The sequence below is a fragment of the Amycolatopsis heterodermiae genome, from assembly GCF_034929455.1.
Classification (GTDB): Bacteria; Actinomycetota; Actinomycetes; order Mycobacteriales; family Pseudonocardiaceae; genus Amycolatopsis; species Amycolatopsis heterodermiae.
The window spans coordinates 916,825-938,994 of sequence record NZ_JAYFSI010000001.1 but is presented as its reverse complement, the minus strand read 5'-3'; the positions used below and the strand labels follow the sequence as shown (position 1 = coordinate 938,994).

Genomic DNA, 22,170 nt, shown 5'->3' with positions numbered 1-22,170 from the left:
GTGTGTTCTGTGTGTGTTCTTAGGCGAGTCTCAGCACGCTGAGTAAAACTACCGCTATGCGCATCCTTGTGGTGGACGACGACCGCGCCGTCCGTGAGTCGCTCCGGCGGTCCCTGGAGTTCAACGGCTACCAGGTCGAGCTGGCCAGCGACGGTGCGCAGGCGCTGGAAGCCATCATCGCCAACCGGCCCGACGCGATGGTCCTGGACGTCATGATGCCGCGCCTCGACGGCCTGGAGGTCGCCCGCCGCCTGCGCAGCACCGGCGACGACCTGCCGATCCTCGTGCTGACCGCCCGTGACACCGTCTCCGACCGGGTGTCCGGCCTGGACGCCGGCGCCGACGACTACCTTCCCAAACCGTTCGCGCTCGAGGAGCTGCTCGCCCGGCTCCGGGCGCTGCTGCGCCGCGCCATCCCGGACGGCCAGAACGGGCAGGAGACGGAGATCCTGTCCTTTGCGGACCTGACGCTCGACCCGGGCACGCGCGAGGTCCGCCGCGGCGGCCGCGAGATCAGCCTGACCCGGACCGAGTTCGCACTGCTGGAACTGTTCCTTTCCTACCCGAAGCACGTCCTCACGCGGGGCCGGATACTGGAGGAAGTATGGGGTTACGACTTCCCGACGTCGGGCAACGCACTGGAGGTCTACGTCGGCTATTTGCGCCGCAAGACGGAGGCCGAAGCGGAACCGAGGCTGATCCACACGGTGCGGGGGGTGGGCTACGTCCTGAGGGAAACGCCCCCGTGATCGACCCGCCCGCGGAGGAGGACCCGCGCGGCACCCGCTGGGGTACGCGCCGGTTCTCCCTGCGCGGCCGGGTCACGCTGCTCGCCGCGGCCTGTGTCGCCGGTGCCGTCGCGCTGGTCTCGATCGGCGCGTACCTGGTCGTCAGCAGCAACCTCTACCAGCAGCTGGACGACGGCCTCGTCGCGCGCGCCGAGGCGGCGGTCAACTCGCCGCAGGTGCAGACCGAGCTGCGGCAGGTCCCCGGCGCCTTCCTGGCGAGCGCCGACCTGCAGATCGGGCAGCTCAACGCCGCCCCCGACGTCCAGCACGCCGTGATGACCTACCCGCTGTCGAGCTCGGCGCCGCCGTTCGACCAGCGGGAGCTCGACGTCGCCAACGGTGATTCGCCGCAGTCGCTGCGGACGGACTTCCGCACGGACGCCCGGGTCGTCGCGCTGCCGTCCGGGCACGGCGAGGCCATCGTGCTGGCCCAGTCGATGGGCCCGACCAAGCGCACGCTGAACGAGCTCGCGCTGGTGCTGTTCCTCATCGGCGGCGCGGGCATCCTGGTCGCCGCCGCGGCGGGCACCGCGGTCGCGCGCGCCGGCCTGCGCCCGGTGGACAGGCTGACGTCGGCCGCCGAGCGTGTCTCCAAGACCGGCGACCTGCGGCCGATCCCGGTCAGCGGCGACGACGAGCTGGCGCGCCTCACCCAGACGTTCAACACGATGCTCGGCACGGTCGCGGACTCGCAGGAGCGGCAGCGCCAGCTGGTCGCGGACGCGGGCCACGAACTGCGGACGCCGTTGACGTCGCTGCGCACCAACCTCGAGCTGCTGCTCGCCGCGAGCAAGCCCGGCGCGCCGCCGCTGCCGGACGCCGACCGCGTCGACATCGTCGCGGACATCAGCGGTCAGCTCGACGAGCTGACCCAGCTCATCGGCGACCTCGTCGAGCTCGCGCGCCAGGACGAGCCGCGCGAACGCTTCGAGCGCGTCGAGCTGCTGGAGGTCGTCGAGCGGGCCTTGGACCGGGCGCGGCGCCGCGCGGGCGAGATCAACTTCGACGTCTCGCTGCAGCCGTGGGTGCTCACCGGCGACAACAGCTCGATCGAGCGCGCGGTGCTGAACCTGCTGGACAACGCGGTCAAGTTCTCGCCGCCGGACGCGACGGTCTGGGTGCGCCTCTACCCGCTCGGCGACGGCACCGCCGTGGTCGAGGTGGCGGACGCCGGCCCGGGCATCGCCGAGGAGGACCTGCCGAAGGTGTTCGACCGCTTCTACCGCTCGTCGGAGGCACGGACGCTGCCCGGTTCCGGGCTCGGCCTCGCGATCGTCAAGCACGCGGCCGAGCGCCACGGCGGGGCGGTGTACGCGGCGCGGGCGCCCGAGGGCGGCGCGCTGATGACGATCCGGCTGCCGGGGGCGCCCGGCTGAGAGGGACGTCGCCGGACGGTGGTGGGTTGCGCTCGTCTCCGTCCGGCTGTGACCTGGTCTTTCGAAGTTCACCCGGATCTCCGCACCAGGTACCGTGTTGAATCGTGTAGGATTTTGTGTGGTTGGGGAGCGACTCGGGACGGAGTGAACGGTGCTGGCGCGTCAGCGACAGGCGGTGATCCTGGAAGAGGCACGCCGGACCGGTGCGGTCCGGGTCAGTGACCTCGTGACCAGGCTGGGCGTGTCCGATATGACCGTGCGCCGCGACCTGGACGTCCTGGCCGGCCGCGGGCTCGTCGAGAAGGTCTACGGCGGCGCCACTTCGATCGTCGGCAAGAGCACCGACGAGCCCGGCTTCGAGGCCAAGTCCGTGCGCCAGCGCGCACAGAAGGACGCGATCGCCGAGCTCGCCGCGACGCTGGTCCGGCCCGGCACCGCGATCGGCATCTCCGCCGGTACCACCACGTGGACGCTCGCGCGGGCGCTCGACGCGATTCCCGGCCTCACCATCGTGACCAACTCGATCCAGGTCGCCGACGTGCTCCGCGGGTCGACGCAGCCGGACCGCACGGTCGTGCTCACCGGCGGGGTGCGGACGCCGTCGGACGCGCTGGTCGGGCCGGTCGCCGTGCACAGCCTGCGGTCGCTGCACCTCGACCTCGTCTTCCTCGGGGTGCACGGGATGTCCGACGGGCCGGGCTTCACGACGCCGAACCTGACCGAGAGCGAGACCGACCGCGCGCTGGTCGAAGCCGGGCGCAAGCTGATCGTGCTCGCCGACCACACCAAGTGGGGCACCGTCGGCATCTCGACGATCGCCGACCTGGACGAGGCCGACGTCGTCGTCACCGACGACGGGATTTCCGACGAGGCCAAGGAAATACTTGCCGAAAGGGCAGGGGAACTCATGATCGCCGAGACGGCGGAGACGGTCGAGGCTGAAGAAGCGTGAAGCGCACGTCACGGCACCTGGCCGATGGCCGGGAGATCATCTACTTCGACCAGCCCGGCGCGCCCGAGCGCGTCGCCGAGGACACCCGCGACCTGCCGCCGGTTTCGGCCGCGTCGGAGATCCGGCTCGACCCGCTGACCCACGAGTGGGTCGCGATGGCCGCGCACCGGCAGACGCGCACGTACAAGCCGCCTGCCGACTTGTGCCCGCTGTGCCCGAGCAAGCCCGGAAAACCGAGTGAGATCCCCGAAAGCGACTACGACGTCGTCGTGTTCGAGAACCGCTTTCCCTCCTTCGCCGAGGACGTCGTCGGCGAGCCGTCTACTGTGGATGGTCTGGGACTGGTGCCGACCGCGCCCGGCCGGGGCCGCTGCGAGGTCGTCTGCTTCACCAGCAACCACGACGGTTCCTTCGCCGGCTTGACGCCGAAGCAGGTGCGGGCCGTGGTCGACGCCTGGGCCGACCGCACCGCCGGGCTGTCCGAAGTGCCCGGTGTGGAGCAGGTCTTCCCGTTCGAGAACCGCGGTGAGGAGATCGGCGTCACGCTGTCCCACCCGCACGGGCAGATCTACGGGTACCCGTTCGTCACGCCGAAGACCGCCCGGATGCTCGACGTCGCCCGTGCGTACCAGGCCGAACACGGGCGCGCGGTGCTCGGCGACGTGCTGGCCGCCGAACGCAAGTCCGGCGCGCGCGTGGTGGCCTCCGGCGAGCACTGGACGGCGTTCGTGCCGCCGGCGGCACGCTGGCCGGTCCAGGTACAGATCGTGCCGCACCGGCAGGTTCCGGACATCCCGGAGCTGACCGACGCCGAGCGCGACGACTTCGCCGACGTCTACCTGGACGTCCTGCGCCGCTGCGACGCGCTGTACGACCGGCCGCTGCCCTACATCGCGGCGTGGCACCAGGCGCCGGTGCGCCAGGACCGCGACCTCGGCTGGCTCCACCTGGAGCTGTTCTCCGTGCTGCGCGCGAAGGACAAGCTGAAGTACCTGGCGGGGTCCGAATCGGGCATGGCGGTCTGGGTGAACGACGCGACACCGGAGCAAATCGCGGAACGGCTCCGCGCGGCGGGGTGACCCGGCCATACTCATCTCCGATGCACAGGTTCGGCTCAGGAACCTCTCAGGACCGTCCCGCAAGGTGATGACATGACCGAGAACGACCCCACCGCGCACGACCCCGCGACCCCGCGGCCCTCCGCGGACGCCCAGCCCGGCCAGGAGGCCGCTCAGGGCGGTTGGGCCGGGAGTCCGTACGGCGAGCAGGGCGCCACCGCGTCCGGTAGCTCGCACGGCGCCGGACCTTATGGTGACCAGGGCGTCTCGTCGCCCGCGTCCGGCACGCCGCACTACGCGGAGCCGTCCTACCACGCGGTCACGGGGGCCGATCCGTCCTACGCGGCGCCGAACGCGAACCCCTGGTCCGCGCAAAGTGCGCAGACGCCGCCGCACGGGCAGGCCCAGCAGAGCGTCTACCCGCCGCCGAACCCGTACGCGCAGCCCGGCACGTCGATCTACAACACTGCGCCGCCGGCCCCGGAGAAGAAGCGCTCCGGCGGCAAGCTGCTCGCCGGTGTCGCGCTGGTCGCGCTGCTGGTCGGCGGTATCGCCGGCGGTGCGGTCGGGTACCTCACGGGCGGGACGTCGGGCCCGGCGAGCAACGCGCTGGACGCGCCGAAGCCGGCCCAGCAGACCGGCAACGCGCCGGCCGGGTCGGTCGAGTCGGTCGCGCAGAAGCTGTCGCCGAGCGTCGTCGAGCTGCAGGTCAGCGGGCAGCAGGGGGCCGGCGAGGGCTCCGGGTTCGTCATCAGCACCGACGGCTACATCCTGACCAACAACCACGTCGTCGAGGTCGCCGCGGGTGGCGGGCAGATCCAGGCCGTGTTCCAGGACGGCAGGAAGGCCGCCGCCAAGGTCGTCGGCCGCGACCCGACCACCGACATCGCGGTGGTCAAGGTCGACGGCGTCGGCAACCTGACCCCGGTCGAGATCGGCCGGTCCGACGACCTGCGCGTCGGCCAGTCCGTCGTCGCCATCGGTTCGCCGTTCGAGCTGGCCGGCACGGTCACCTCGGGCATCGTCAGCTCGCTGCACCGGCCGGTGCGGGCGGGCGGCAGCACCGGTGACCAGACGACCGTGATGGACGCCGTCCAGACGGACGCCGCGATCAACCCGGGCAACTCGGGCGGTCCGCTGGCGAACATGTCGGGCCAGGTCATCGGCATCAACTCGGCGATCTACAGCCCGCAGTCCGGGCAGGGTGGCCAGGGGCAGGGCGCGTCCGAGGGCGGCAACGTCGGCATCGGCTTCGCCATCCCGATCGACCAGGCCCGCCGCACGGCGGACACGATCATCAAGACCGGCCAGGCCGTGCAGACCTACATCGGCGCGCAGGTCAAGGACGCCCCGCAGGGCGGTGCCGAGCTCGGTGCCATCACCGCGGGCAGCCCGGCGGAGAAAGCCGGCCTGAAGTCGGGCGACATCGTGACGAAGATCGACGACCGCAACATCGACTCGTCCGACACCCTCGTCGCCGCGATCCGAACCCGGGCGCCGGACGAGAAGGCCACGTTCACCCTGCAGGGTGGCCGCACGGTCGAGGTGACCCTCGGCGGGCAGCCCGTCACCCCCAACTGATCCATTCCAGACGCTCGGCCGCCTCGGCGGCGGCCGAGACCAACTTCGGCTCGACCCCCGTAGCTTTCGGGGCCGGACCCACAAGGCCACGCGCGACCGGATTTCGATGCCGGTCGCGCGTGGCCGCATTTACGGGGCCTTCGGACGGGCTTCTCGCGTGTCTGGCGGGGCATCGCGCGTGACTGAGGGGGCATCGCGTGTGATTGGAGGGGCATCGCGCGTGACTGAGGGGGCATCGCGTGTGATTGGAGGGGCATCGCGCGTGACTGAGGGGGCATCGCGTGTGATTGGAGGGGCATCGCGCGTGTCTGGAGGGTCGGCACGCGTGATTGGAACGTCGACACGTGTATCTGGAAGGCCGGCTCTCGTGATTGGAGGGTCGACTCGTGTGCCAGGAGGGTCGGCTTGTGTGGCCGGTGGGGCATCTCGCGTGATGGGAGAGGCATCGCGCGTGTCTGGAAGGGCATCGCGTGTGTCTGGAGGGGCGGCACGCGTGATTGGGGGGTCGACACGTTTGCTCGGAGGGTCGGCTTGTGTGTCCGGTGGGGCATCTCGCGTGATTGGGGAGGCTTCTCGCGTGATTGGAGGGGCATCGCGTGTGTCTGGAGGGTCGGCACGCGTGATTGGGGGGTCGACACGTGTGCTTGGGCGGTGGCGGGGGATGAGGCGGTGGCGTAGGGCGGTGAGGATTACTGCCAGCCAGACTGCGGCCAGCGTCAGGGTGAGGCCCAGCGCTGGGTTGCCGTCGTGGAGGCCGGGCATGGGGGCCGTGCCGTACGGGCGCCAGAGGAGCGGGAACGCCAGGATTGCCAGGACACCGGTGAGGACTACGCCGGTGACTACCGGGGTTTTCCACAGGGCGGGTAGGACTCGGGCCAGGGTGATGCCCAGCAGGGCTGTCAGTGGGGCGATCAGGGCGTCGTTGAGGATCGGGCCGCCCACCAGCCAGCCGACCGTGCCGAACACGTCCGGGCGCAATGGCAGCGCGTATTCGGCGAACAGGACCACGCCCCACGCCAGGGCGGCGAGGCCCGGCAAAGCCAAGAGCGCACGGGCGATCTTCACAGCGCCTCCAGTTTCGTGACCCACTTCGTCTGCAGCACCCCGGGCCGGTTCGGCGCGATGATCCGGCAGGGGAAGCCGTGGTCGATGTCGAGGACGTCGCCGTTCAGCTCCAGGGCGAGCAGGGTCAGGTCGTCGGCGGTGTGCTCACCCGGGAGCACGCTGACGCCGTACAGCCCGGAACGCTCCAAAGAGGACACTCGTACCGCCGTGCCCGGTTGTGAGCCGGTGGCTTTCAGCAGTGTCGGCAAGGAGATCCCGCGCCAGGTCGCCGACTGGCTCCACCCCTCGACGCACGCGATCGGCAGCTCGGCGGTCGTCTGCGGCAGGGCGCGCAGCTCGTCGAGGGAGAACGCCGTGGTGCCGCGCGGGGTCACCACCGAGAGCCGCCAAGTCGCCGCTCGCGCGGTCTGCGTGACGCCCGCGGCCACCGCGGTGCGGTTCACCGGCAGGCCCTGCGTGCCCTTGCCCGTCTTCCACGCGAGCCCGGAAACGCCGCGCAGGAAGGGAACCGTGGCCCCGGCCGTCGCGACGACCGCCACCCCGGTCGCCAGGCCCGTGGTGCGGAGGAAGCCGCGCCGCGACAGTCCGGTGGCCGGACGCTCCTCGGCCTCGCCGCCGACCCGGCTCAGCGCGCGGCGGATGACAGGCAGCTTGACCGCGACGTGCACCAGGATCGACCCGATCGCCAGCCACGCGACCGCGTAGTGGATCTGCGGGAAGTAGAACGTCCACGGATAGTTCTGCGCGACGTTCAGCAGCCCGGTCGTCAGCTCGAAGAACGCCGAGCCCGACAGCACCAGGATCGACAGGCGTTCCAGGGCGTGCGGCAGCGAGCGGACCAGCGGACGGCCGAACAGCTTCGGGTAGACGCTCCACAGTTTCGCCAGCAGCAACGGGATCGACGCCACCCCGGAGATCACGTGCAGCCCCTGCGTGACCCGGTAGAGCCCGGCCGGCCGGCTCGGCCAGAAGAACCACTCCGGCGGGTGCTGGATCAGGTGGCTGATCAGGCCCGTCACGAAGCACGTCGTGAACGTGACGGCCAGCGCCAGCCCGATCTTCGACGTCACGCGCTCGTTGTGCGCCGCCGTTTTGAACTGTTTCTCGTCGGGGATCGGCAGTTTCACGGCTTCTCCAACCGGGCGAACCAGCGGTGGCCGTGCTGGGTGGTGCGGTCGACGTGCAGCCCGGCCCGGTTCGCGACCTCGGCGATGGCGTCCGCGCCGACCCAGGCCCAGGTGAACCACGCGACGTCGGCGTGGCCGGGCCGCAGCCGGACGCGCTCGTGCCGCAGGCCCCCGCCAGGCGGGTCCAATTCGACCAGGACGTCGCCGTCCGCGGCGATCAGTTCGGCTGCACGGCGCAGCAACACCGTGGGGTCGCCGCCGATGCCGATGTTGCCGTCGGCCAGCAGGACGTGCCGCCAGCGGCCTTCGCCGGGTATGTGGTCGAAGACGTTGCGGTGCAACGCACTCCCGCCGCGGCGGCGGGTCAGCCGGACCGCCGTGTGGGAGCTGTCGACGCCCAGCGCGACGACGCCGCGTTCGGCCAGCGCGGCGGTGAGCCGGCCCGGGCCGCAGCCGATGTCGAGGGTCGGGCCGGTGCAGGCGTCGAGCAGCACGTCGTCGCCGTCGGACGCCTGGCCCCAGCGCTCGACCGGCAGCTCGATCCGCTCGCCGTTCGGCAGTTCGAGCCAGCAGCGGTGGCCGAGCAGGCCGTGGTCGAACTCGTTCCCGGTGCTCGCCGGCGCCGTCATCACGCCACCGCCCGGCCGCGGACCGCCGCGACGGCGCGGGCGAACCGGCCGTCCGGGCAGTCGAGCGCCACCCCGCGGGCGTCGGTCATGGTGTCCACATCGGACAGTTCGGCCGCCTGCCACGGCTCCAGGCCGCAGGCGACGAGGGCGCGCAGCGTGCGCGCGCCGGTGTCGTCGCGGGACATCGGGACGCCCGCGAGGACCTGGGCGCGACGCGGGTCGGCGAGCCCCAGGGCCCACCAGCCGCCGTCCGCGGCCGGGCCGAGCACCGAGTCGTGGCCGTGCCGCACGATCGGCGCGATCGCCGCGGCCAGCGAACCCGGCGTGACCTGCGGGGTGTCCATACCGATCTGGAGGATCGGCAATCCCGCGTGCACGGCCGCGGCGTCCGCGTGCGCGTTGGCCAGCCGGGTGCCGAAGTCCCAGCCGCGTTGCGGGATCACGGTCGCACGGCGCAGCGCGAGGCCGATCTCGGCACCCCGCGTGGCGGCGCCGAGGTCGCCGGTCATCGCGACGACCGGCGCGGCGCCGGGCACCGCGCACACGGCGTCGAGCGTGTCGAGCAGGGCGGCCGCGGCGATCTCCGCCGCCTGGGCCGGTGTCGCGGGCGGGCAGAGCCGGGTCTTGGCGAACCCCGGCACCGGTGCCTTGGCCACGACCAGCAGCACGAACCGGGCCGTCATCGCGCCAGCACCCGCCCGAAGTCGCGGACCGCGCGCAGCGTGCCCCGCACCGAACCGGACACCTTCGACTTCGTGCCCTTGGCCCGCTCGCCGTAGCGGACGTCGAACTCGCGGACCCGCCACCCGGCGCGCTGCGCCTTGATCAGCAGCTCGAGGGGATAACCGAACGCGCGATCCGTGACGCCGAGGCCGAGCAGCGCCCGCCGGTCCGCGGCGCGCAGCGGCGCGATGTCCCGCACCGGCAGTCCGCGGGTGCGCAGGAGCAGGGACAGCACGACGTTGCCGGCCCGCGCGTGCCACGGCCAGACCCCGGGGCCGGTCGGCACCCGGCGTCCGACGGCCAGGTCGGCGCCGTCCACGACCGCGGCCACCAGCCGCGGCAGGTCGGCCAGGTCCAGGGAGCCGTCGGCGTCGGCGAAGCACACGATGTCGGCGGTCGCGGCCTCCAGGCCGGTGTGCACGGCGGCGCCGTACCCGCGACGCGGCTCGTGGATCACCTTCGCGCCGAGCGCGGCGGCCACTTCGGGCGAGCCGTCGGCGGAGCCGTTGTCGACCACGATCGCGCGATAGCGCGGTGGCAGAGCCGCGAGCACTCCGGGCAAGGCGCCCGCCTCGTCGAGACAGGGGAGGACCACGTCCACTTCCAAGTCAGTCACGCCGCTGACCGTAGGTCTACCGTGGACAGTGGGAAAGCATTGTGCCGCTTACCAAATCATGACATTGACCAACCGGGTGACGAGTTCTTACCGGCTCGTTACGGCTGCCGCCGCCAGGCCGTGGAACCCGGCAAGCAGCCCTAAGGTGGACGGCGATGAGCGAGCCGAATTCGGCAGCCAGGCTCGCCGAGCCGCCTGCCCGCGAACCCGCAGACCCGGCACCCGATCGACCCGAGCGACGCGCCCGCCGGGCCGATCTCCTCGCCGTCGCGGCGGCCGTGGTGCTCGTCGCCGCGACCGCCGCGGTCGGCCTCTACTACAACCGCCCGAACTCCGGCGTGGTCATCTACGCCTCCGCACCACCGTTGTTCGCGTTGCCTCTGCCGCACGTCGGACCGGGCACGGTCTACGCCGTCGTGATCGCGGTCGCGGTGGTGCTCTGGGGGCCGACGCTGGCCGCCCGCCTGCCGTGGCGACGCGCGCTCGCCGCCGGGTACCTGGCCTCGCTCGCCTGGATCTTCTCGCTCGCCATGGTCGACGGCTGGACCCGCGGCTTCACCGGGCGGCTCACGACGCTCCAGGAGTACCTCCACGAGGTGCCCGGCATCACCGACATCCCGCGGATGCTGCGCGAGTTCTCCTCCCGGATCCTCGACTTCCAGCCGAACTCCTGGACGACCCACGTCTCCGGCCACCCGCCGGGCGCCACGCTCGTGTTCGTCTGGCTGGACCGCCTCGGCCTCCACGGCGGCGCCTGGGCGTCGACGGCCGTGGTGCTCGTCGGCAGCCTGGTCGCGGTGGCCGTGCCCGCCACGGTCGCGCTGCTGGGCCGTCCCGACGCGGCCCGCGTGGTGCTGCCCTTCGCCGTTCTGTCGCCGGGCGCGGTGTGGATCGGCGTCTCGGCGGACGGCCTGTTCGCCGGGGTGACCGCCACCGGCATCGCGCTGCTCGCGCTGTCCGCCACCGGGTTCACGCGCCGGCGGCGGTACGCGATCCCGGCCGGCCTCGCCGCCGGGCTGCTGCTCGGCTTCGGCATCTTCCTGTCCTACGGCCTGGTCCTGCTCGGCCTGGTCGCGCTGGCCGTCGCCGTGCTCGGCCGCCAGTGGCGCGCCGCGGCGCTCGCCGTCGTCGGCGCGCTCGCTGTTGTGGCGGCCTTCGCGCTGGCCGGCTTCTGGTGGCTCGAGGGCTACCACCTGGTCGTCGCGCGCTACTACCAGGGCATCGCGACGCTGCGGCCGTACTCCTACTGGGTGTGGGCCGACCTGGCCGCCGTCGCGATCGCGGCAGGCCCCGCCGTGGTCGCGGCCGCCCGCCGTGGGGTGTCGTTCCTGCCGAAGCCACGGAAAGCGGTGTTCGCCGAGCCGATCGTGCTCATCGGCGTCGCCGCGCTGGTCACCATCCTGTTCGCCGACGTTTCCGGGCTGTCGAAGGCGGAGGTCGAGCGGATCTGGCTACCGTTCGGGGTGTGGCTGCTGCCGATGACGGCGTTGCTGCCCCGGCCGGGCCGCCGGTGGTGGCTGGCCGCGCAGGCGGTGACCGCGCTGGCGGTCAACCATCTGCTGCTGACGAGCTGGTGAGGGAGACGTGATGAACGATCAGGCCGGGCGCGTGCTCGTGGTCGACGACGACGAGACCGTGCGCGACGTGGTGCGCCGTTACCTCGAGGTGGCCGGGTTCACCGTCGACATGGCCGGCGACGGCGCCGAGGGCCTGGCGAAGTTCTCCGCCCACGAGCCCGACCTGGTCGTCCTCGACGTCATGATGCCCGGGATCAACGGCCTCGAGGTGTGCAAGCGGCTGCGCCAGGTCAGCCAGGTGCCGATCGTCATGCTCACCGCGCTCGGCGAGGAGGAGAACCGGATCGCCGGTCTCCAGCTCGGGGCCGACGACTACGTGACGAAACCCTTCAGCCCCAAAGAACTCGCCCTCCGCGTGGCGTCCGTGCTGCGCCGCGCGCGGATGCCCCGGCCGCAGCCCGCGGCCGCGGAACTCGTGGACGGCGACCTGCGGCTGCAGATGACCGCGCGCACCGCGACCCTCGGCGGCCGTGAACTCCCGCTCACCACCCGGGAATTCGACCTGCTGGCGTTCTTCCTCGGCCACCCCGGCGTCGCCTACTCGCGGGCGGACCTGCTGGAGAAGGTCTGGGGCTGGGACTTCGGCGACCAGTCCACTGTGACCGTCCACGTGCGACGGTTGCGCGAGAAGATCGAGCGCGAACCGGCCAAGCCGACCCGGGTCGCGACCGTGTGGGGCGTCGGCTACCGCTACGACCGGGAGCAACCGTGATCGAACCCGGTGAGTCCTTCGCCGAGATACTCGCGCACCTCTGGCACATCCTGCCGCTGGCGCTGCTGTTCGCGCTCCCGGTGGCCGTGCTGGGCGGCGTGGTGCTCTACGTGCTGCGCCGCGGTTCGCTGGCCACCACCCTGACCGTGCTGGTGCTGATCCCGGTGCTGGCGACGCTGGTCGGCGTGCTGGGTGTCAGCGGGTTCATGTTCACCCCGGCGCTGACCACGATGCTGCTGGTCTGCCTGCTCGTCGGGGTGGTCACCGTGCCCGCCGCGATCATCCTCGGCCGGGCCATCGCGCGCCGCAGTGTGTGGGAGCGGGAGGCGCGGGACCGCGAACGCGCGGCCGAGGCGTCCCGGCGCGAGCTGGTCGCCTGGATCAGCCACGACCTGCGCAGCCCCCTGGCCGGCATCCAGGCGATGGCGGAGGCCCTCGCCGACGGCGTCGTCTCCGAACGCGACGAGGTCGCCGACTACGCCCAGCGGATCAGCGGCGAGACCACCCGGCTGTCCGGGATGGTCGGCGACCTGTTCGAGCTCTCGCGGATCACCGCGGGCGCCCTCGAGCTGACCATGTCCGCGGTGCCGCTGCGGGACGTCGTCAGCGACGCCGTCGCCGCCCAGAGCCCGGTCGCCGAGCGGAAACGGGTGCGGGTGCTCGCCAACGCCGAGACGTGGCCGATCGTCTCCGGCAGCGACCCGGAACTGGCCCGGATCGTGCGGAACCTGGTGTCCAACGCGATCCGCCACACCCCGCCGGACGGGACGGTCGCGGTGCAGATCGGCGTCGACGGCGACGAGGCCCTGCTGGCCGTCGACGACTCCTGCGGCGGCATCCCGGACGACGAGATCGGCCGCGTCTTCGACGTCGCCTTCCGCGGCACCCAGGCCCGCACGCCCGAGCGCAGCGGGACGACCACCGGCGGCGGGCTCGGCCTGGCCATCGCCAAGGGCCTGGTCGAGGCGCACCGGGGGAAGATCGGCGTGCACAACCACGGCCCCGGCTGCCGGTTCGAGGTTCGCCTGCCGCTCGCGATGTCGTAGATCCGGGTGACACCCACATCGGTGGGAGTTCCGCTCGATCCGAGTCCCGGCCGCCGCGGCTGGTCACCTCCCTGTCAGAGGCTGGACCACTCTGACCAGGGAGGAACCATGAAACGGACGCTGACCGGGGTCGCCCTCTGCGCGTTCTTGGCCTTGTCCAGTGCGGGAGTCGCGGAGGCCGCACCCGCTTTCGTCCCGCCCACCGCCGCGGGTTGCGGTGGTACGGGCTACGCGCCGCCCGGCGGCGGCTGGGGCGCGGTCTCGAACTCGAGCTGCGGGCTGGCCGGTTCGCCCGGCCTGAAAATCAGCTACAGCTACACGTCCCGCTCCGACGCGAGCCCGATCCACGCCTCCGCCAAGCACTACACCACCGCGGAGGGCACCAACCCGGGCCCGGAGAAGTGGACCGAGTTCGGCGCCGGGACGTCCGGGAACAGCGGCCCGCTGCCGTGGGGGAACTCGCTGGCCATGAAGTCGATCAAGTTCCAGTCGATCAACGTGCTCGGCGCGATCGTCGACTGGTCGTGATCCGGACGCTGTGCTGGGTTCCGGCCCTGCTCGTGCTCGCCGCGTGCGGTGCGCAGGCGGCGCCGGGACCCGGCGCGGTCGAGAAGACCGTGCGCGATTACGTGGCCTTGCGCAACAACGGCGACCTGCGGGGGATGCTCGGCAAGTCGTGCGGCGGCCTGTACACCTCGACGAGCAACCTCCTTGCGCAGAGCCCGGACCGGCAGGGGGAGATCACCGCGTTGATGCGCGACCACCCCGTCGACGTCGAGTCCGTCGTCGTCAACATATCTGGCGACCACGTGTTCGCCACCACGATGACCGGCTCCGCCCGGACCGCCCGCGGCCGCGAGACGGCGAGCCAGCACGGGGAAGTCCGCCAGTACCAGGACGGTTACCGCGTCTGCGAGATGAAGCCTTAGACGGCGAGCTGTTGCCGTCAGGCCGTGACCGGGTCTCGCAGTTCCGCTGTCGCGAAGCCGTCGATGCCGGCGGCGAACCCGACCTCCGCGGTGAACCCGAGCAGCTCCTTGGCCCGTGCGGGGTCGGCGACGACGTGCCGGACGTCCGCGGCCCGGGCACCGCCGACCACCTGCGGTGCCGGGCCGTCGCACGCCCGCGCCAGCTCTTCGGCCAGCTCGCCGACCGTGTGCGGGGTGCCGGAGCAGACGTTGAGCGGGGTGATGTCGCCCGCCGGGCCGTCGGTGCGCAGGGCGAGCACGTTCGCCCGCGCGACGTCGTCGACGTGCACGAAGTCGCGCTGCTGACGGCCGTCCTCCAGCACCCGGGGTGCTTCGCCGCGGACCAGCGCCGACCGGAACAGGGACGCGACCCCGGCGTACGGGGTGTTCTGGGGCATCCGCGGCCCGTAGACGTTGTGGTAGCGCATCGCCCAGACGCTGCCGCCGGTCTGGCGCGCCCACGCGCCGGCCAGGTGCTCCTGCGCCAGCTTCGTCGCCGCGTACGTGCTGCGCGGGCTCAACGGCGCGTCCTCGGGCACCAATTGCCACGCCAGATCGGTGCCGCAGGCCGGGCAGCGCGGCTCGAACCGGCCGGCGTCCACATCGGACGCCCGCCGCGGCGGCGGCAGGACGACGCCGTGGTCCGGGCACGAGTACCGGCCTTCGCCGTAGACGACCATCGACGACGCCAGCACCAGCTTCCGCACGCCGGCCGCGTGCATCCCGGCCAGCAGCACCGCCGTGCCGTAGTCGTTGTGCAGGGCGTAGGACGGCGCGTCCGACTGGTCGACGCCGTGCCCGACGACGGCCGCCTGGTGGCACACCGCGTCGACGCCGTCCAGCAGCTCCGCGACGATCTCCGCGTCGGTCACGTCGCCGCGCAGGAACCGGTGCCGGCCGGTGTAGGCCGGTGGCGTGTTGGAGCCGTGGGCCGTGGGGAGCAGGTTGTCGAGCACCACGACCTCGTCGCCCGCATCCGCCAGCTGATCGGCGATGTGGGACCCGATGAACCCGGCTCCGCCGGTGACCAGTACGCGCATGACGGACACGCTAGGGGCCCGGCCCGGGCGCCGTCGCGCCGAGCGCGGTCACGTCACTGAATCGTCAGAACCCACCGGGCACCTCCCGGCGGTGGGCCGCCGAAACCGACTACGGTGGGCGCATGGAACGGAGTGCACAACGGCTGGGCCGGGCCCTCGTGGTCATCGTGGACGATCGTGTGGCGCACGGCGAGCACGAGGACGCCACGGGACCGCTGGTCACCGAGCTGCTCGAAGAAGCGGGCTTCATCGTCGACGGCGTGGTGGTCGTAGAGGCCGAGACCGTGGGGATCCGCAATGCGCTCAACACCGCCGTGATCGGCGGTGCCGACCTGGTGATCACGGTCGGCGGCACCGGTGTGCTGCCGCGTGACAACACCCCCGACGCCACCGCCGGTGTGCTCGACCGCCCGATCCCGGGCATCAGCGAGGCGATCCGCGCGTCCGGCCTGGCCGCCGGCGCCGTCGACGCCGGGATCTCGCGCGGGCTCGCGGGCGTCTCCGGCAGCACGCTGGTGGTCAACCTCGCCGGCTCGCGCTCCGCGGTGCGGGACGGCATGGCGACCCTGACCTCGCTGGTGCCGCACGTGATCGACGAGCTTTCGGGCCTCGAAGAGGTGTAACTCCCTCGGCGTCGCCGACATGGGGATCGTGGACTTTCACATCGGCGGGAACCTGCTCGTGCGCAGGCTCGGCTTCGGGGCGATGCACCTGCCGACGGAGCCCGGGGCGGCGCGCGAGCAGGCGATCGCGGTCGCCCGGCGGGCCGTCGAACTGGGCGTGACGCTGATCGACACCGCCCACCTCTACGGCGGCGGGGCCAACGAGGAGCTGCTCGCCGAGGCGCTGTACCCGTATCCCGACGAGCTGGTGATCACCACCAAGGTGGGCGTAGCGCGCACCGGTCCCGGCGGGGACTGGCGCCTCGACGCCCGGCCCGAGATCCTGCGTGACCAGGTCGAGCAGGCTCTGCGCAGGCTGCGGGTGGAGCGGATCGAACTGCTGCAGCTGCACCGCGTCGACCCGGAGACGTCGCTGGCCGACCAGCTGGGCACGCTGCGGGAGCTCCAGCTCGCCGGCAAGGTCGGCCGGATCGGGCTGTCCGAGGTGTCGGTGGACCAGCTCGAACGCGCTCAGGAGATCGTCGAGGTCGTCAGCGTCCAGAACCGCTACAACCTGCTCGATCGTGAGCACGAGCCGGTGCTGCGGGCCTGTGCCGAGGCCGGGATCGCTTTCCTGCCTTGGCGGCCAGTGGGCCTGGCGGCCGGTGACCCGCGGATCGCCGCGGTCGCGGCCGAACTCGGCGCCACCGCCGCCCAGGTGGCCCTGGCCTGGCTGCTCGCCCGTTCGCCGGTGATCCTGCCGATTCCGGGGACCGGCCGGATCGGGCACCTCGAAGAGAACGTCGCCGCGGTCGGGCTCCGGCTGAGCCCGGCCCAGCAGGAGCGGCTGGCTGATCTTCGCTCTTGAGTTGTCAAGGAACGTCTCGTGGGACACTGGGGGCATGCCGGGCACTGAACGCGACCCCCAGACCAGCAGCGAGCGGCGCCGCCGGGTCGACGAGATCTTCGGGGACGTGCTGCCCGAGACGACCTCCGACGAGCGTGACCCCGACCGGCGCACCGGCCTCCCGGACGACTGGTACCGGGAGAACCGGCCGCCGCACCACGACCGCTGAGGCGTCAGTCGCGGCGGTGGTTGCCGCCCTGGGCCTGCGCACGCAGCAGGTCGCGGATCTCGATGAGCAGCTCGACGTCGGTCGGCTCCGAGGGGCCCGGCTCCTGGCCGCGCTTGCGCCGCTCCTGCACGTGCTTCACCGGCAGCACGATCACGAAGTAGACGACCGCCGCGACCAGCACGAAGTTGATCGCCGCGTTGATCACGCTGCCGAAGTCCAGGAACGTGGCCTTGTTGTTGTCGAAGATCTGGTAGCCGAGGCCCTGCGCGGCGTCCGTGCCGCCGATCGTGCTGATCAGCGGCTTGATGAGGCCGGTGGTGAACGCCGTGACGATGGCCGTGAACGCCGAGCCGATGACCACCGCGACGGCGAGGTCGACGACGTTGCCGCGCATCAGGAAGTCCTTGAAACCCTTGAGCACTTGTTCTCCTCACGAACGGGGACGGTTGCTCCACCGCCCCGAAGCCTGCCGGGGGATGCCGTCGCCCGTCTCGGCGGACGCGGGCTAGCGGAGAGTAACCGTTACCGGACGGTCCAGTGAAATCGCCGCCACCCGCGTCGCGATCGCCTCCGGGAGCCGGAGCAGGACGAGCGGTCCCTTGGCCGGCGCGGCCAGTGGACGGGCCCCGGCCGGGTCCGGAGATCCGATCGTCACCACCATCGCCCCACTGGCCAGCACGGAGGCGGACGCCCCCGGTTCCGGCGCGGCCACGACGTCGACGCGCTGTCCGGGACGCAGCAAGTCGGCGACGGCCGAGTCGGCCAGCCGGACCGGCACGGTCGCCGTCGCGGGATCACCCGACGCGGGGATGGTCGTCGCCAGGCGGACGTCGGTCAGCGGTTCACCGGCGCGGACAGCGCCCGCCAGCAACCGCCCTTCGACGGCGTCGAGGGAGATCAGCGCCCCTGACGGGCGCGCGTCACCGGGGAGTTCGGTGAGCCGGACGTCGGACGCGCGGAGCGTGGCGCCGGAAGGAAGGTCGCGGGCCGCGACGACGGTCGGGGTCGTCGGTGCGCCACGTGCGGAGCCGGGGTGCGCGAACAGCAGGGCCCCGGTCAGGACCAGGCCGACGGCGAACCAACGGCGGAGCAGCCGTGTTCGCCGGCCCAGCAGCCGGGTGAGATCGAGTGTGCGGAACTTCGCCAGGACGTCCACAGGTCCCCCTCGGTCGGATCGAGTGCGGCCACGTGCCGCACAAGATCGACGTTAGGAGCCGCGGACGGGCCGCCGGAAGGGCCTCGTCCGCAACCTGTGGACAACTGGGGTGTTGTGGATAACTCCGGGCTCAGGAAGCCGCGGCGGCGGTTTTCGTCGTACCCGAGGAGGAGGATGCCGCGCCCGAGTCGGACTTGGGCTTCGACTCCGACTTGGTCTCCGACTTCGACTCGGACTTGGTCTCGCTCTTCGCCGGGGCCGCCGTGGTGCTCGACTTGCTGGCCTCACGCGAGTCCGTGCGGTAGAAACCGCTGCCCTTGAAGACGACGCCGACCGAGCTGAAGACCTTGCGGAGCGGCCCAGAGCACTGCGGACAGACCGTCAGGCTGGGGTCCGAGAACGACTGCACGGCTTCGAACCGGTGGTCGCATTCTTTGCAGGCGTACTGGTACGTAGGCACTGAGGGCTCCTTTGCTGGCACTCATCCGACAAGAGTGCCAACTAGATTGTGCTTGAAAGCATTCCCCGAAAGCAATTCCGCGTTGCTCACATCGGCAGCTCGAGCACGCCTCGACCAGGAGTCAAGGCCCCGCTCATCCGCACGTCGTGAGGTTGCCCGGGCAGCCGGTCGACCAGCTCTTCGTCACGGACGACGGCGAGTAGGTCCGCGCCGGCCGCGGCGAACACCAGCGAGCGATCGTAGTGGCCGGCACCCCGGCCGAGGCGGACACCCTGGCGGTCGACGGCCAGCGCGGGCACCAGGATCAGCTCGGCCGCGCCCACGGCCTCGATACCCAGGCGCTTTCCGGCCGGCTCGAGGATGCCCCGCAGCCGGCCGGGCCGGAGATCGGCCTCGCCGGTGTACTCGGCCCAGTCGAGCGGACCCGGTTCCGGCCGGATGACCGGAAGCAGGACCCGCGCGCCGCCGGCGGACAAGGCGTCGGCGAGCGCCGTCGTGCCCGGTTCGGTGCCGAAGGGCAGGTACGCGCACACGGTCGTGGCTGTGACCTTCGACACGGCGCTGACCAGCGCGGACGCCTCCTGGGCGTGCGATTCGGGGGTCTGTTCCGCCCGCGCGCGGGTCAGCCGGGTACGCCACTCCGCCTTGCTCAGGTGCTCATTGCCCAGCGCATGCATGGCCTCACGTTAGGCTTTGCGCCCATGACGGGCGCCGCAACCTCCAAGACGTTCAGAACCGCCATCGTGCCTGCAGCCGGGCTCGGTACACGCTTCCTCCCGGCGACGAAGGCCGTGCCGAAAGAGCTGCTGCCCGTGGTGGACACACCGGGGATCGAGCTGGTCGCGGCCGAGGCCGCGGCCGCCGGGGCGGAACGCCTGGTCATCGTGACCTCGCCGGGCAAAGAAGCCGTCGTCAAGTACTTCGAGACCCAGCCCGAGCTGGAGGCGAACCTCGAGGCCAAGGGCAAGACCGAGCTGCTGGAGAAGGTCCGCCGTGCCCCCGCGCTGCTCGCCGTCGAGACCGCCATCCAGGAGCAGGCGCTCGGCCTCGGCCACGCCGTCGCGCAGGCCGAGCCGAACCTGACGCCCGAGGACGAGGCCGTCGCGGTGCTGCTGCCGGACGACATCGTGCTGCCGACCGGCGTGCTCGAGCGGATGAGCGAGGTGCGGGCCAAGCACGGCGGCAGCGTGCTCTGCGCGTTCGACATCCCGAAGGCCGAGATCTCGCCGTACGGCGTCTTCGACGTCACCGACACCGATGACGAAGACGTCAAGCAGGTGCACGGCATGGTCGAGAAGCCGAAGCCGGAGGACGCGCCGTCGACGTACGCCGCGGCGGGCCGTTACCTGCTGGACCGGGCGATCTTCGACGCGCTGAAGCGCATCACCCCGGGCTCCGGCGGCGAGCTCCAGCTGACCGACGCGGTCGCGCTGCTGATCACCGAAGGACACCCCGTGCACATCGTCGTGCACCGCGGTGGACGCCACGACCTGGGGAATCCGGGTGGTTTCCTGCGCGCCGCGGTCGATTTCGCGCTCGAAACGCCCGAGTACGGTCCATCTTTACGGGCGTGGTTGACGGAACGGATCGGGACAGATCGCCCATGACGGAATCCCTCGACGCGGCGCGGCCCGAGGTGGCCGAGGAGGAGGCCGAGTTCCGCTCGGTCGACGCCCAGATCGCGATGACGCTGGACGCCGCCGTCCGGCCCCGGCCGGTGCGGGTGGCGATCTCCGAGGCCCAGGGCCTGCTCTGCGCCGAGGAGGTGGTCGCCGAGCACGCGCTGCCCGGGTTCGACCAGGCGGCGGTCGACGGGTACGCGGTGCGCAGCGTCGACGTGCGCGCGGCCGGGCAGGAGGAGGTGCAGCTGCCGGTGGTCGGCGAGATCGCGGCGGGCTCGCGCCAGCCGCGGCGCCTCCAGCCGGGGCAGGCCGTGCGCGTCGACACCGGCGCGCCGCTGCCGACGCTGGCCGACGCCGTCGTGCCGCTCGCCTACACCGACGGGCACCAGGCCAAGGTCACCGTGCACCGCTCGGTGCCCTCGGCCGGGTACGTGCGCCGGGCCGGCGAGGACGTCCAGATCGGCGACGTCGCGGTCCGCAGCGGTGACACGATCGGGTCGGCCCAGGTCGGCCTGCTCGCCGCGGTCGGCCGCGCGAAGGTGCTGGTCTACCCGCGTCCGCGGGTCTCGATCGTGTCGGTCGGCGACGAGCTGGTCGACATCGACCGGACGCCGTCGGTCGGGCAGGTCTACGACGTCAACTCCTACGCCCTGGCCGCGGCCGCGCGCGACGCGGGCGCCGAGGTCAGCCGGGTCGGCATCGTGTCGAGCGAGCCGAAGCGGCTGCGCGAGATCGTCGAAGGCCGGCTGCTGATGTCGGAGATCGTGGTGGTCGCCGGCGGCGCCGGGGGCAGCACCGGCGACGAGGTCCACTCGGCGCTGTCCGACCTCGGCCGGATCGACTCGACGCGCGTCGCGATGCACCCCGGCTCCGTGCAGGGGTTCGGCAGGCTCGGACCCGACTCGGTGCCGACGTTCCTGCTCCCGGGCAACCCGATGAGCGCACTGGTGGTGTTCGAGGTGCTCGTGCGGCCGCTCATCCGGGCCGCGCGCGGTACGCGCAACCCGCACCGGCGGATCGTCGGCGCGCGGCTGCTTTCGCCGATCACGTCGACCGAGGGCCGTCGCGGCTTCCTGCGCGGGCAGCTCCTGCGCGACGAGGCCAACGGCGAGTACCTGGTCCACCCGCTCGGCCAGTCCGGCGCGCACCTGCTCGCGTCGCTGGCCGAGGCGAACTGCCTGATCAACGTGCCGGAGGAGATGACCGACGTCGCCGCTGGCGAGCAGGTCCAGGTCACCTTCCTGGCGCAACGGGCCTGATGAACTCCGTGTCGGGCGTCTCCTACCCGGTCGAGAGCAGGCACCCGGGCTGGCCGGCGCGCCTCGGCCCGCTGCGGGTGCCCGCGGGGGAGGTCGCGATCCGGCCGGTCCGGCTGCGCGACGCCGGCGAGTGGAGCCGGATCCGGCTCCGGGACCGCGCGCACCTCGAGATGTGGGAGCCGACCGGCGTCGGGCCGTGGCCCGAGCGCAACGCGTTCTGGTCGTGGCCGTCGCAGTGGGCGGCGCTGCGGTCGCTCGCGCGGCGCGGGCTCTGCCTGCCGTTCACGATCACCCTCGACGGCCGGCTCGCCGGCCAGATCACGGTCGGCAACGTCGTCCGCGCGTCGCTGCGGTCCGCCTGGATCGGCTACTGGGTCTCGTCCGACGTCGTGCGCGGCGGGGTCGCCACGGCCGCTGTCGCCCTGGTCACCGACCACGCCTTCGTCTCGGCCGGCCTGCACCGGCTGGAGGCCACCGTGCGGCCCGAGAACGCCGCCAGCCTGCGGGTTCTCACCAAGGCGGGGTACCGGCAGGAGGGGCTGTTCGAGCGTTACCTCGACGTCGCCGGCGCCTGGCGGGACCACTACTGCTTCGCGGTCACGCGCGAGGAGACCGGCGCCGGGCTGGTGTCCCGGCTGGTCGCGGCGGGTCGCGCCGACTACGCCTGACGGTGATTACCCGCCCGGGGCTGCGAGCGCGTTACCACATGCTGTGAGATTCACCTAATCCGGTGAGGC

25 protein-coding genes are annotated in these 22,170 nt (G+C 72.1%); 16 read left to right on the top strand and 9 right to left on the bottom strand.

The genetic code is table 11. The annotated features are described in order from the left end of the window. The first annotated feature begins 56 nt into the window (after positions 1-56). The 5 genes from VA596_RS04540 to VA596_RS04520 all read left to right on the top strand — a co-directional run bounded on the left by VA596_RS04540 (position 57) and on the right by VA596_RS04520 (position 5,755). Positions 57-749, top strand: a complete 693-nt coding sequence (locus tag VA596_RS04540) for a response regulator transcription factor (protein WP_323323908.1) — start codon at positions 57-59, stop codon at positions 747-749. Then, a complete protein-coding gene (locus tag VA596_RS04535; protein ID WP_323323906.1) occupies positions 746-2,164 on the top strand; it encodes a HAMP domain-containing sensor histidine kinase in 1,419 nt (472 codons plus the stop codon). The genes VA596_RS04540 and VA596_RS04535 overlap by 4 nt, the downstream gene beginning before the upstream one ends. A gap of 151 nt (positions 2,165-2,315) precedes the next feature. Next, the gene (locus VA596_RS04530) at positions 2,316-3,116 is read left to right on the top strand and encodes a DeoR/GlpR family DNA-binding transcription regulator (protein WP_323323904.1); all 801 of its coding nucleotides are present in this window, start codon (positions 2,316-2,318) and stop codon (positions 3,114-3,116) included. Further along, positions 3,113-4,195, top strand: coding sequence for a galactose-1-phosphate uridylyltransferase (galT, locus tag VA596_RS04525; protein ID WP_323323902.1), 1,083 nt, complete (start codon positions 3,113-3,115; stop codon positions 4,193-4,195). Before VA596_RS04530 ends, galT begins: the two co-directional genes overlap by 4 nt. A 72-nt stretch (positions 4,196-4,267) precedes the next feature. Then, complete coding sequence (locus VA596_RS04520; RefSeq protein ID WP_323323900.1) at positions 4,268-5,755, top strand: S1C family serine protease; 1,488 nt, start codon at positions 4,268-4,270, stop codon at positions 5,753-5,755. Between the two features lie 1,061 nt (positions 5,756-6,816). Here the strand turns inward: VA596_RS04520 and VA596_RS04515 are convergent. From VA596_RS04515 to VA596_RS04500, 4 genes are read right to left on the bottom strand one after another with little or no spacing between them, the layout of a single operon-like run. Then, complete coding sequence (locus tag VA596_RS04515) at positions 6,817-7,947, bottom strand: molybdopterin-dependent oxidoreductase (RefSeq protein WP_323323898.1); 1,131 nt, start codon at positions 7,945-7,947, stop codon at positions 6,817-6,819. Beyond that, positions 7,944-8,576 (bottom strand): methyltransferase domain-containing protein, encoded by a 633-nt coding sequence (locus VA596_RS04510; protein WP_323323896.1) that lies wholly within the window; start codon positions 8,574-8,576, stop codon positions 7,944-7,946. Before VA596_RS04510 ends, VA596_RS04515 begins: the two co-directional genes overlap by 4 nt. Continuing rightward, positions 8,576-9,259 (bottom strand): TIGR04282 family arsenosugar biosynthesis glycosyltransferase, encoded by a 684-nt coding sequence (locus tag VA596_RS04505; protein ID WP_323323894.1) that lies wholly within the window; start codon positions 9,257-9,259, stop codon positions 8,576-8,578. The genes VA596_RS04510 and VA596_RS04505 overlap by 1 nt, the downstream gene beginning before the upstream one ends. After that, positions 9,256-9,900 carry a glycosyltransferase family 2 protein gene (locus VA596_RS04500; protein ID WP_323325643.1) on the bottom strand — a complete coding sequence of 215 codons (645 nt, stop codon included), beginning with the start codon at positions 9,898-9,900 and terminating at the stop codon, positions 9,256-9,258. The genes VA596_RS04505 and VA596_RS04500 overlap by 4 nt, the downstream gene beginning before the upstream one ends. A gap of 170 nt (positions 9,901-10,070) precedes the next feature. Between VA596_RS04500 and VA596_RS04495 the strand changes: the two genes are divergently transcribed. The 5 genes from VA596_RS04495 to VA596_RS04475 all read left to right on the top strand — a co-directional run bounded on the left by VA596_RS04495 (position 10,071) and on the right by VA596_RS04475 (position 14,179). Then, positions 10,071-11,492 carry a hypothetical protein gene (locus VA596_RS04495; protein WP_323323892.1) on the top strand — a complete coding sequence of 474 codons (1,422 nt, stop codon included), beginning with the start codon at positions 10,071-10,073 and terminating at the stop codon, positions 11,490-11,492. 10 nt (positions 11,493-11,502) lie between these two features. After that, entirely contained in the window at positions 11,503-12,204 is a 702-nt protein-coding gene (locus VA596_RS04490; RefSeq protein WP_323323890.1) for a response regulator transcription factor, read from the top strand. Further along, the gene (locus VA596_RS04485; protein ID WP_323323888.1) at positions 12,201-13,250 is read left to right on the top strand and encodes a sensor histidine kinase; all 1,050 of its coding nucleotides are present in this window, start codon (positions 12,201-12,203) and stop codon (positions 13,248-13,250) included. Before VA596_RS04490 ends, VA596_RS04485 begins: the two co-directional genes overlap by 4 nt. A 108-nt stretch (positions 13,251-13,358) precedes the next feature. Beyond that, complete coding sequence (locus VA596_RS04480) at positions 13,359-13,778, top strand: hypothetical protein (RefSeq protein ID WP_323323886.1); 420 nt, start codon at positions 13,359-13,361, stop codon at positions 13,776-13,778. Further along, complete coding sequence (locus VA596_RS04475) at positions 13,775-14,179, top strand: hypothetical protein (RefSeq protein WP_323323884.1); 405 nt, start codon at positions 13,775-13,777, stop codon at positions 14,177-14,179. The genes VA596_RS04480 and VA596_RS04475 overlap by 4 nt, the downstream gene beginning before the upstream one ends. A 17-nt stretch (positions 14,180-14,196) precedes the next feature. Here the strand turns inward: VA596_RS04475 and VA596_RS04470 are convergent, their stop codons facing one another. Beyond that, positions 14,197-15,258, bottom strand: coding sequence for an NAD-dependent epimerase/dehydratase family protein (locus VA596_RS04470; protein ID WP_323323882.1), 1,062 nt, complete (start codon positions 15,256-15,258; stop codon positions 14,197-14,199). A 122-nt stretch (positions 15,259-15,380) separates the two neighbouring features. Here VA596_RS04470 and VA596_RS04465 point away from each other — a divergent pair, with 122 nt between their 5' ends. From VA596_RS04465 to VA596_RS04455, 3 genes are read left to right on the top strand one after another with little or no spacing between them, the layout of a single operon-like run. Continuing rightward, positions 15,381-15,881 carry a MogA/MoaB family molybdenum cofactor biosynthesis protein gene (locus tag VA596_RS04465; protein ID WP_323323880.1) on the top strand — a complete coding sequence of 167 codons (501 nt, stop codon included), beginning with the start codon at positions 15,381-15,383 and terminating at the stop codon, positions 15,879-15,881. A gap of 19 nt (positions 15,882-15,900) precedes the next feature. Continuing rightward, positions 15,901-16,728 (top strand): aldo/keto reductase, encoded by an 828-nt coding sequence (locus tag VA596_RS04460; RefSeq protein WP_323323878.1) that lies wholly within the window; start codon positions 15,901-15,903, stop codon positions 16,726-16,728. 34 nt (positions 16,729-16,762) lie between these two features. Continuing rightward, a complete protein-coding gene (locus tag VA596_RS04455; RefSeq protein WP_323323876.1) occupies positions 16,763-16,936 on the top strand; it encodes a hypothetical protein in 174 nt (57 codons plus the stop codon). 4 nt (positions 16,937-16,940) lie between these two features. On the opposite strand, the gene mscL is transcribed toward VA596_RS04455, so the two are convergent. From mscL to VA596_RS04435, 4 genes are all read right to left on the bottom strand, one after another. Beyond that, positions 16,941-17,357, bottom strand: coding sequence for a large-conductance mechanosensitive channel protein MscL (gene mscL, locus VA596_RS04450; protein WP_323323874.1), 417 nt, complete (start codon positions 17,355-17,357; stop codon positions 16,941-16,943). Positions 17,358-17,441: 84 nt separating this feature from the next. Continuing rightward, positions 17,442-18,092 carry an SAF domain-containing protein gene (locus VA596_RS04445; protein WP_323323872.1) on the bottom strand — a complete coding sequence of 217 codons (651 nt, stop codon included), beginning with the start codon at positions 18,090-18,092 and terminating at the stop codon, positions 17,442-17,444. A 130-nt stretch (positions 18,093-18,222) separates the two neighbouring features. Continuing rightward, a complete protein-coding gene (locus VA596_RS04440) occupies positions 18,223-18,552 on the bottom strand; it encodes an FmdB family zinc ribbon protein (protein ID WP_323323870.1) in 330 nt (109 codons plus the stop codon). A gap of 86 nt (positions 18,553-18,638) precedes the next feature. Beyond that, positions 18,639-19,229 (bottom strand): 5-formyltetrahydrofolate cyclo-ligase, encoded by a 591-nt coding sequence (locus VA596_RS04435; RefSeq protein ID WP_323323868.1) that lies wholly within the window; start codon positions 19,227-19,229, stop codon positions 18,639-18,641. Between the two features lie 24 nt (positions 19,230-19,253). Between VA596_RS04435 and VA596_RS04430 the strand changes: the two genes are divergently transcribed. Genes VA596_RS04430 through VA596_RS04420 form a run of 3 tightly spaced genes read left to right on the top strand, consistent with a single transcriptional unit; the run spans position 19,254 to position 22,101 of the window. Further along, positions 19,254-20,159: a UTP--glucose-1-phosphate uridylyltransferase gene (locus VA596_RS04430; RefSeq protein WP_323323866.1), complete on the top strand. Its 906-nt coding sequence runs from the start codon at positions 19,254-19,256 to the stop codon at positions 20,157-20,159. After that, a complete protein-coding gene (gene glp, locus VA596_RS04425; RefSeq protein ID WP_323323864.1) occupies positions 20,156-21,433 on the top strand; it encodes a molybdotransferase-like divisome protein Glp in 1,278 nt (425 codons plus the stop codon). The genes VA596_RS04430 and glp overlap by 4 nt, the downstream gene beginning before the upstream one ends. Then, the gene (locus VA596_RS04420) at positions 21,433-22,101 is read left to right on the top strand and encodes a GNAT family N-acetyltransferase (protein WP_323323862.1); all 669 of its coding nucleotides are present in this window, start codon (positions 21,433-21,435) and stop codon (positions 22,099-22,101) included. Before glp ends, VA596_RS04420 begins: the two co-directional genes overlap by 1 nt. The last annotated feature ends 69 nt before the right edge of the window (positions 22,102-22,170 follow it).

Bases quoted from the DNA above. Each gene is read 5' to 3' on its own strand.
- VA596_RS04540 (WP_323323908.1), top strand. From the start codon at position 57: ATGCGCATCCTTGTGGTGGACGACGACCGCGCCGTCCGTGAGTCGCTC.
- VA596_RS04520 (WP_323323900.1), top strand. From the start codon at position 4,268: ATGACCGAGAACGACCCCACCGCGCACGACCCCGCGACCCCGCGGCCC.
- VA596_RS04510 (WP_323323896.1), bottom strand. From the start codon at position 8,576: ATGACGGCGCCGGCGAGCACCGGGAACGAGTTCGACCACGGCCTGCTC.
- VA596_RS04505 (WP_323323894.1), bottom strand. From the start codon at position 9,259: ATGACGGCCCGGTTCGTGCTGCTGGTCGTGGCCAAGGCACCGGTGCCG.
- VA596_RS04495 (WP_323323892.1), top strand. From the start codon at position 10,071: ATGAGCGAGCCGAATTCGGCAGCCAGGCTCGCCGAGCCGCCTGCCCGC.
- VA596_RS04490 (WP_323323890.1), top strand. From the start codon at position 11,503: ATGAACGATCAGGCCGGGCGCGTGCTCGTGGTCGACGACGACGAGACC.
- VA596_RS04480 (WP_323323886.1), top strand. From the start codon at position 13,359: ATGAAACGGACGCTGACCGGGGTCGCCCTCTGCGCGTTCTTGGCCTTG.
- VA596_RS04470 (WP_323323882.1), bottom strand. From the start codon at position 15,258: ATGCGCGTACTGGTCACCGGCGGAGCCGGGTTCATCGGGTCCCACATC.
- VA596_RS04465 (WP_323323880.1), top strand. From the start codon at position 15,381: ATGGAACGGAGTGCACAACGGCTGGGCCGGGCCCTCGTGGTCATCGTG.
- VA596_RS04460 (WP_323323878.1), top strand. From the start codon at position 15,901: ATGGGGATCGTGGACTTTCACATCGGCGGGAACCTGCTCGTGCGCAGG.
- VA596_RS04455 (WP_323323876.1), top strand. From the start codon at position 16,763: ATGCCGGGCACTGAACGCGACCCCCAGACCAGCAGCGAGCGGCGCCGC.
- VA596_RS04435 (WP_323323868.1), bottom strand. From the start codon at position 19,229: ATGCATGCGCTGGGCAATGAGCACCTGAGCAAGGCGGAGTGGCGTACC.
- VA596_RS04430 (WP_323323866.1), top strand. From the start codon at position 19,254: ATGACGGGCGCCGCAACCTCCAAGACGTTCAGAACCGCCATCGTGCCT.
- glp (WP_323323864.1), top strand. From the start codon at position 20,156: ATGACGGAATCCCTCGACGCGGCGCGGCCCGAGGTGGCCGAGGAGGAG.
- VA596_RS04420 (WP_323323862.1), top strand. From the start codon at position 21,433: ATGAACTCCGTGTCGGGCGTCTCCTACCCGGTCGAGAGCAGGCACCCG.